8 protein-coding genes are annotated in these 8,447 nt (G+C 69.0%); 1 reads left to right on the top strand and 7 read right to left on the bottom strand.

All coding sequences use genetic code 11. The annotated features are described in order from the left end of the window. Nucleotides 1-43 precede the first annotated feature (43 nt). Both pafA and ACFXA3_RS03655 read right to left on the bottom strand, forming a co-directional pair. Entirely contained in the window at nucleotides 44-1,405 is a 1,362-nt protein-coding gene (gene pafA / locus ACFXA3_RS03660) for a Pup--protein ligase (protein WP_030294339.1), read from the bottom strand. Between the two features lie 126 nt (nucleotides 1,406-1,531). Further along, on the bottom strand, nucleotides 1,532-2,806 hold the full coding sequence (locus ACFXA3_RS03655; RefSeq protein ID WP_385181369.1) for an MFS transporter: 1,275 nt from the start codon (nucleotides 2,804-2,806) through the stop codon (nucleotides 1,532-1,534). A 147-nt stretch (nucleotides 2,807-2,953) separates the two neighbouring features. Between ACFXA3_RS03655 and ACFXA3_RS03650 the strand changes: the two genes are divergently transcribed. Beyond that, a complete protein-coding gene (locus ACFXA3_RS03650; RefSeq protein ID WP_385181366.1) occupies nucleotides 2,954-3,949 on the top strand; it encodes a LacI family DNA-binding transcriptional regulator in 996 nt (331 codons plus the stop codon). A gap of 61 nt (nucleotides 3,950-4,010) precedes the next feature. Here the strand turns inward: ACFXA3_RS03650 and prcA are convergent, their stop codons facing one another. The 5 genes from prcA to dop all read right to left on the bottom strand — a co-directional run bounded on the left by prcA (nucleotide 4,011) and on the right by dop (nucleotide 8,151). Next, nucleotides 4,011-4,775 carry a proteasome subunit alpha gene (prcA, locus tag ACFXA3_RS03645; RefSeq protein ID WP_385181363.1) on the bottom strand — a complete coding sequence of 255 codons (765 nt, stop codon included), beginning with the start codon at nucleotides 4,773-4,775 and terminating at the stop codon, nucleotides 4,011-4,013. 46 nt (nucleotides 4,776-4,821) lie between these two features. After that, the gene (gene prcB / locus ACFXA3_RS03640; protein WP_385181361.1) at nucleotides 4,822-5,661 is read right to left on the bottom strand and encodes a proteasome subunit beta; all 840 of its coding nucleotides are present in this window, start codon (nucleotides 5,659-5,661) and stop codon (nucleotides 4,822-4,824) included. Beyond that, nucleotides 5,613-6,188: an endonuclease VII domain-containing protein gene (locus ACFXA3_RS03635; RefSeq protein WP_385181373.1), complete on the bottom strand. Its 576-nt coding sequence runs from the start codon at nucleotides 6,186-6,188 to the stop codon at nucleotides 5,613-5,615. The genes prcB and ACFXA3_RS03635 overlap by 49 nt, the downstream gene beginning before the upstream one ends. Before the next feature lie 68 nt (nucleotides 6,189-6,256). After that, the gene (locus tag ACFXA3_RS03630) at nucleotides 6,257-6,469 is read right to left on the bottom strand and encodes a ubiquitin-like protein Pup (RefSeq protein WP_042803062.1); all 213 of its coding nucleotides are present in this window, start codon (nucleotides 6,467-6,469) and stop codon (nucleotides 6,257-6,259) included. Nucleotides 6,470-6,639: 170 nt separating this feature from the next. Further along, nucleotides 6,640-8,151 carry a depupylase/deamidase Dop gene (gene dop / locus ACFXA3_RS03625; RefSeq protein WP_385181357.1) on the bottom strand — a complete coding sequence of 504 codons (1,512 nt, stop codon included), beginning with the start codon at nucleotides 8,149-8,151 and terminating at the stop codon, nucleotides 6,640-6,642. Nucleotides 8,152-8,447: the final 296 nt, after the last annotated feature.

Raw genomic sequence — 8,447 nt, 5'->3', positions numbered from 1 at the left:
CGTACGAGATCCGTACGGGGCCCCGCCCAAGATCAGCGCGATGTCACATCCCGGCGATCAGCTTCTCCACCCGGTCGTCCACCGACCGGAACGGGTCCTTGCACAGCACGGTCCGCTGCGCCTGGTCGTTCAGCTTCAGGTGCACCCAGTCGACCGTGAAGTCCCGCCGCTGCTCCTGCGCCCGGCGGATGAAATCGCCGCGCAGCCGCGCCCTCGTCGTCTGCGGGGGCACCGACTTGCCCTCGAAGATCTTCAGGTCGTTGCAGATCCGCGCCGCCTGCCCCTTGCGCTCCAGCAGGTAGTACAGCCCGCGCCGACGGTGGATGTCGTGGTAGGCGAGGTCTATCTGGGCGACCCGCGGATTCGACATGGTCATGCCGTGCTTGGCCCGGTACCGCTCGATCAGCTGGTACTTCATGACCCAGTCGATCTCGGTCCCGATCCGGTCCAGGTCCTCCGCCTCGATCGCGTCGAGCGTGCGGCCCCACAGCTCCAGCACCTGGTCCACCGTGCCGGTACGGATGCCCCGGCGCTCGGCGAAGTCCACGGCCTTGTCGTAGTACTCCCGCTGGATCTCCAGCGCCGAGGCCTCCCGGCCGCTGGCCAGGCGCACCTTGCGCTGACCGGTGATGTCGTGGCTGACCTCGCGGATCGCCCGGATCGGGTTCTCCAGCGTCAGGTCCCGCATCACCGTGCCCGCCTCGATCATGCGCAGCACCAGGTCGGTGGCCCCGACCTTGAGCAGCATGGTCGTCTCGGACATGTTCGAGTCCCCGACGATCACGTGCAGGCGGCGGTAGCGCTCGGCGTCCGCGTGCGGCTCGTCCCGCGTGTTGATGATCGGCCGGGACCGGGTCGTCGCGGAGCTGACGCCCTCCCAGATGTGCTCGGCCCGCTGGCTCACGCAGTAGACCGCACCCCGGGGGGTCTGCAGCACCTTGCCCGCACCACAGATCAGCTGGCGCGTGACGAGGAACGGAATGAGGATGTCCGCCAGGCGGGAGAATTCTCCGTGCCGGGCCACGAGATAGTTCTCGTGGCACCCGTACGAGTTTCCGGCCGAGTCGGTGTTGTTCTTGAAGAGATAGACGTCGCCCGCGATTCCCTCCTCGTGCAGGCGGCGTTCGGCGTCGACGAGCAGGCCTTCGAGAATGCGCTCGCCCGCCTTGTCGTGCGTGACGAGTTCCGTCACGTTGTCGCATTCGGGAGTTGCATATTCCGGATGCGAACCCACGTCGAGGTACAGGCGGGCGCCGTTCCGCAGGAAGACATTGCTGCTGCGGCCCCATGACACAACACGGCGGAAGAGGTAGCGCGCCACTTCGTCAGGGGACAGCCGGCGCTGTCCCCTGAAGGTGCACGTGACGCCGTACTCGTTCTCCAGCCCGAAAATGCGGCGGTCCATGACTGAACATTACGCCTTCTGCACTGTTCTGAAACCGGGTTCGTGAACGCCGTTTCGATCAGTCGCCCGCGAACCGCTCCCCCACGGCCCCCGCCCGGCCCTCCGGCGCACCATCGCACCCGTCCCCTACACGCCCCCGCCGACGGCCTCCACGCCCACCGACACGTCCCCGCCGCCGCCTTCCGCGGCCGGCACGGGCGAGCCCGCCACCGTACGGGTCCGGCCCGGAGCCGCCATCACGCGCTGAGTGAGCGTCAGCACCAGCAACGCCGCCGCACCCGCGACGCACGCCACGCCGAACCCGGTCGCCGCACCGCCCAGTTCCACCGCCGGACCCGCAGCGGCCGTACCGATCGCCGCACCCACGCCGAAGAACGTCACCAGCCACGAGAACGCCTCCGTCACCGTCCCCACCGGAGCGTGCCGGTCCACGACGATGAACGCACACGCCAGCGCGGGCGCCAGGAACACACCCGCCAGCGCCGACAGCGCCGTCATCGCCACCGGCCCCGGAACCAGCACCAGCGGCAGATAGCACACCGCCAGCAGCGCCACGATCACCCGCAGCCGCCGCTCCGGCGCACCCGCCCACTGCCGCGCCCCGTACAGCACACCGCCCACCAGCGCACCCAGACCCAGCGCCGCCATCAGCCAGCCGTACACCGACTGGCCCCCGTGGCCGTCGGCGTACGCCACGCCCGCCACCGTGATCGAACCCAGCGCCATGCCCACGAAGAAGAACGCACCCAGCAGCGCCCGCAGCCCCGGCGAACGCAGCGCGCCCAGCCAGTGCGCCTCGCGCGGCTCCGAACGCCACGTCCGCGAGGGCTCGCAGACCACCACGGACAGCGCCCCCAGCACACCCAGCGCATGGATGACCAGCAGCGCCCCCGCCGGATCCCACAGCGACACGCACAGCGTCACGAGCAGCGGACCGACCGCGTACATGATCTCCTGCGCCACCGCGTCCATCGCGTACGCGGCGTGCACGCGCTCCTCCTTGTCGCCGAGCACCGAAGGCCACAGCGCCCGCAGCCCGCCCTCCAGCGGCGGCGCGAAGAACCCTCCGACGATCACGGCCCCGTACGCGGCAGCCGCCGACCCGGTACCCGCGAACGCGAGCCACGCCATGCCCAGCGCCGAGAACACCGCCGCCGGCAGCTGCACCCGCGGCTGCCCGAAGAGGTCGACGGCACGGCCGAGCAGCGGCTGACCCACCGCGTTCGCCACTCCGTAGACCGCCGCGAGGGCGCCCGCGAGGCTGTAGCTGCCCCCCTCGGCCCGCGTGAACAGCACGATCGCGATCGCCGCGGTGGCGTTCGGCAGCCGGCCGACGAGCGTGCCCGCCAGCAGCCTCGCAGCATGCCGGGTCCTGAGCAGCTCCGCGTATCCCGCGGCCATGTCCGCCCCCTTCTGCCCGGAACCCAGTCCGGGAGTCAACCAAGTAATACGTATAACGTCCGACGTCATACGTACCATGTCCCCAGCACGGGGGTCCAACCGAACCACCACCCCCACCCCGCCGACCTCGTACAACAGGAGCACGGTGTGACGAGACCCACCAGCCGCGACGTGGCCACCGCCGCCGGGGTCTCCCAGGCCACCGTCTCCCTCGTCCTCGGCGACAAATGGCACGGCCGCGTCTCCGCACGCACCGCCGGCCTCGTCCGCGAAGCCGCCACCACCCTCGGCTACCGCCCCAACCTCGCCGCCCGCAGCCTCCGCCTCGGCAGCACCCGCACCGCCCTCCTCGTCGTCCCCGCCCTCACCAACGAATTCTTCGCCCGCGTCTACACCGGCGCCGCCCGCATCGCCGCCGAACACGGCTTCGGAGTCGTCCTCTACCCCTCCCCCGACGGCACCGGCCCCGCCCGCAACCCCTTCCCCTCCGCCCGCGCCGCCCTCGACGGAGTCATCGCCTCCTCCATGGCCGCCCACGCCATCGACGCCATCGGCGACCCCGAACTCCCCCTCGTCATGCTCGACAGCGACCCCACCGCCACACGCGCCGCCGCCCACGTCAACCTCGCCATGGCCGACGGCATGCGCCAGACCACCGCACACCTCCTCGCCCACGGCCACCGCCGCTTCCTCCACCTCGCCGCAGCCGTCGACTCCTGGACCTTCGACATCCGCGCCGAAGCCCTGGCCGCCCTCCTGAAACCCCACGCCGAGCTGCGCACCGTACGGGCCCCCCTCACCGTCACCGACGCCCGCACGGCCATGGAGAGCGCCCTGGCGGCCCCCGGGGACCGGCCCACCGCCATCGTCTGCGACGACGACATCCTCGCCGCCGGCGCCTGCAAGGCCGCCCGCCGCCTCGGCCTGCGCATCCCCGACGACCTCTCCGTCACCGGCTTCGACGACCTCGCCCTCGCCACCGCCGTCGAACCCGAACTCACCACCGTCCACCTCCCCGCCGAACGCGTCGGCGAACAGGGCATGACCGCCCTCCTCGCCGTCCTGGAAGGCACCCCCTGGACCGCCCCCGACATCCCCGTCGAACTGGTCGTCCGCGCCTCCTCGGGCCCGGCCCCCGCCTGAAACGCCGACGGCGCCCCCGGCCCGAAGACCGAGGACGCCGCAGAAAAGCCGCTCGAAGCCCCTACTCCGAATCGTCCTCGGGAGCCTCGTCGTTCGACACGGCATCCGCCTGCACGGCCGCCGTCACATCCGCCTCCAGCAGCCGCGACAGCTGCCGGCCCCGGATCCGCTTGAACTTCCGCTGCTGGGCCCGCGTCCGGTCCAGCACCGCAACCTCCAGCCGCTCGGCCGGAATCGTCTTGTCCGCACCGTTCGCCTGACTGGACAGCGCCTGCACCGCCAGCTTCAGCGCCTCGGACAGGGTCATCCCGTCCCGGTGGCGCTGATCCAGGTACGTACTGATCTGCTCGGCATTGCCACCGACCGCGACCGAACCGTGCTCGTCCACGATCGACCCGTCGTGCGGCAGCCGGTAGATCTGGTCACCCGCGGCCGTGGAACCGACCTCGGCCACGACCAGCTCCACCTCGTACGGCTTCTCACCCGCACTGGAGAAGATCGTGCCCAGCGTCTGCGCGTAGACGTTGGCCAGCCCACGGGCCGTCACATCGTCCCGGTCGTAGGTGTATCCACGCAGATCGGCATAGCGCACACCACCGATCCGCAGGTTCTCGTACTCGTTGTACTTGCCGGCGGCCGCGAAACCGATCCGGTCGTAGATCTCGCTGAACTTGTGCAGCGCGCGGGACGGGTTCTCGCCGACGAACACGATGCCGTCGGCATACTGCAGCACGACAAGGCTGCGACCGCGGGCGATGCCCTTCCGGGCGTATTCCGCCCGGTCGGCCATGGCCTGCTGGGGTGAGACGTAGAACGGAGTCGACACCGGCTGTCCGTCCCTTTCTTCTGGGCTCCTACGGGGCGACGGATGGTCAGAGCAGGGCGGCGCGCGGGCCGTCGGGCTGCTCCAGGCGACGGTTGGTGACCGTCCGGGCGAGCTCCTGCGACTCGTCGTCGCTGAGCCTGCGGAATCCCTCGTCCGTGATGACGGTGACGATCGGATAGATGTGGCGGTACAGGTCCGGCCCACCGGTCGCCGAGTCGTCGTCGGCCGCGTCGTACAGGGCCTGCACGACCAGGGTGGTGGCCTGCTCCTCCGTCAGGTCCGGGCGGTACAGCTTCTTCATGGACCCGCGGGCGAAGATCGAACCGGAACCGGTGGCGGCGAACCCGTGCTCCTCGGAGCGGCCGCCGGTCACGTCGTACGAGAAGATCCGGCCCTTCTCCTTGCCCTCGTCCCACCCGGCGAAGAGCGGCACGACCGCGAGGCCCTGCATCGCCATCCCCAGATTGCTCCGGATCATGGTGGACAGCCGGTTCGCCTTGCCCTCCAGGGACAGCGTCGCGCCCTCCACCTTCTCGAAGTGCTCCAGCTCCAGCTGGAACAGCTTCACCATCTCCACGGCCAGGCCGGCCGTACCGGCGATGCCCACCGCGGAGTACTCGTCGGCCGGGAACACCTTCTCGATGTCCCGCTGCGCGATCATGTTCCCCATGGTCGCCCGCCGGTCACCGGCGAGCACGACACCACCGGGGAAGGTGGTGGCGACGATGGTCGTCCCGTGCGGCGCCTCGACGATCCCCTCGGGCAGCTGCCGGTTCCCGGGCAGCATCTCGGGCGCGTGCGCGCCCAGGAAGTCCATGAAGGACGAGGACCCCGGCGTCAGGAAGGCTGCCGGTAGACGCCCTGTGCCACGATTGTTGGCTTCCACAGGTTTCCTTCCACGTAAGCGGCTGCACGCCTTATGACGTCCGGCCGATCCTTGAACTGCCCCAAGGCCGCGTTACAGCTGAAGCACAGTACGCCTCGGACCTTACCCGTCTGATGATCGTGATCCACATGCTCTGCCGGACCCACTTGGCAGATGACGCAGACACCGCCCTGAGCCATGATCATCTCGTCGCGCTCCGCCTCGGTGATGCCGTACTTGCGCTTGAAGTAGCTCGTCCGGTTCCGCTGCGCCCGGCACTCCTTGCAGTAGCTGGCCCATCCGTCCGAACTCGTACGGTTCAGCTCCCACTCGGAGTGCGGCTTGACTTCCCCGCAATCGGGACACCGCTTGTGGCCGGACGGCACGGGGACCTTGACCCGCACCGTCCGCCCTGCGGCCTCCCGACGCGCCTTGTAGTGCTCAGCCTGGCACTCTCGGCAATACGCCTGGAAGCCATCCCGCATCGAACGGTTGCCCGCAAAGGCCTCATGCGGTTGCACACGCTTGCACCGAGAACAGCGCTTCATGCCTTCCGGCACGTTGCTGGCCAAACCCCCCGCACCTTCAATCCGAAGATTAAATGGCCCCAGCGCCTCTACTGGCCACCCTTTTGCACGAACGACCTCACGAAATCCTCGGCGTTCTCTTCCAAGACGTCATCGATTTCGTCGAGTACCGAGTCGACGTCGTCGGAGAGCTTTTCCTGTCGTTCCTTGAGGTCGGATTGTGCCTCTGCGGCCTGCTCTTCGACCTCCTCGGTCGAGCGAGTCGCCTTCTGCTGTCCGCCGCCGGTGTCCTTGGTCGCCATGTCTACCTCACCCCGCTCGGTTCGCGCGCTCATGTCGAGAGACCCCGGGATCGGGATCTCTCAAGATCAGACCCTACGTCGGACCCTACAAGGAGGGCCCGGCATTCGTCCCCGCACTTTCATAACGTGCGGCTGCTTTCATGATTCCCGGACCGCGGGCTTTTCAGCCCTCAGTTGCCACTCAGGACCCGCACCAGGTCCTCCGCCGTCCGGCAGCGGTCCAGGAGCTCCTTCACGTGTTTGCGGGTACCCCGCAGGGGTTCCAGCGTCGGGACCCGCTGGAGCGAGTCGCGTCCCGGCAGGTCGAAGATCACCGAGTCCCAGGAGGCCGCGGCCACGTCGTCCGCGTACTGCTCCAGGCACCGGCCCCGGAAGTACGCCCGGGTGTCCTCCGGCGGCTTGCCCTGGGCGCGCTCGACCGCCGTCTCGTCCACCAGCCGCTTCATCTTGCCGCGGGCCACCAGCCGGTTGTACAGGCCCTTCTCGGGCCGGACGTCCGCGTACTGGAGGTCCACCAGGTGGAGCCGGGCCGCGTCCCAGCCGAGGCCGTCGCGCCGCCGGTAGCCCTCGAGGATCTCCCGCTTCGCGATCCAGTCGAGCTCTCCCGACAGGCTCATCGGGTCGCTCTCCAGCCGGCCCAGCACGTCCTCCCAGCGGGCCAGCACATCCTTGGTCTGCTCGTCCGCGTCGGTGCCGAAACGCTCGTCCACGTACTTCCTGGCCAGCTCGAAGTACTCCATCTGGAGCTGTACGGCGGTCAGGGTGCGGCCGCTGCGCAGCGTGATCAGGTGGTGCAGGTCGGGGTCGTGGGAGACCTGGTGCAGGGTGCGGACGGGCTGGTCGACGGCCAGGTCGACGTTGATGAACGAGTCCTCGATCATGGAGAGGACGAGGGCGGTGGTGCCGAGCTTGAGGTAGGTGGAGATCTCGGAGAGGTTGGCGTCGCCGATGATCACGTGGAGGCGGCGGTACTTCTCCGCGTCGGAGTGCGGCTCGTCGCGCGTGTTGATGATGGGCCGCTTGAGGGTGGTCTCCAGGCCGACCTCGACTTCGAAGTAGTCCGCGCGCTGGCTGATCTGGAAGCCGTGTTCGCGGCCGTCCTGGCCGATGCCGACGCGGCCGGCGCCGGTGACGACCTGGCGGGAGACGAAGAAGGGGGTCAGGTGGCGCACGATCTCCGAGAAGGGGGTTTCCCGCTTCATCAGGTAGTTCTCGTGCGTGCCGTAGGAGGCGCCCTTGTTGTCGGTGTTGTTCTTGTAGAGGTGGATGGGCTGGGCTCCGGGGAGCTGGGCGGCCCGTACGGCCGCTTCGGCCATGATCCGCTCGCCGGCCTTGTCCCAGAGGACGGCGTCGAGCGGGTTGGTGATCTCCGGGGAGCTGTATTCGGGGTGTGCGTGGTCGACGTAGAGCCGTGCGCCGTTGGTGAGGATGACGTTGGCGAGGCCGATGTCCTCGTCGGTGAGCTGGCTGGTGTCTGCGGCCTCGCGGGCGAGGTCGAAGCCGCGGGCGTCCCGCAGCGGATTCTCTTCCTCGAAGTCCCAGCGGGCGCGTCGCGCCCGGTGCATCGCCGCCGCGTAGGCGTTGACGATCTGGGACGAGGTGAGCATGGCATTGGCGTTCGGGTGCCCCGGGACGGAGATCCCGTACTCCGTCTCGATTCCCATTACTCGCCGTACGGTCATGCGGCCCTCCTTGCCCGGCGGCGCTCCCGTTCGGGAGCGGCGCTCAAGTACCGCTGGTGCTCCGGTGCGTGTGCGGTGCCCGTCCCCGCACTGCGCGACCGGCGGTACGGAAGAGCCTAGAACCACTCCGCGCTGGTGGGGAGATCATTTCAGTCATTGACTTCACCCCGTCACCGGCTGAAAAGAACAGTCGGTAAAGCAGTCGGGGGGTGGGGGCAAGGGTGGGGAGAAGCCCCCACCCCATGAGTAGAAAGTTGATGTAAAGGTTTTGTGAACCAGTGGGGTGGTGGGGAGGG

Origin of the sequence: Streptomyces sp. NPDC059456 (assembly GCF_042750055.1) — a bacterium.
Classification (GTDB): Bacteria; Actinomycetota; Actinomycetes; order Streptomycetales; family Streptomycetaceae; genus Streptomyces.
The sequence above is the reverse complement of the archived record's forward strand: the minus strand, read 5'-3'. Positions and strand labels throughout refer to the sequence as shown.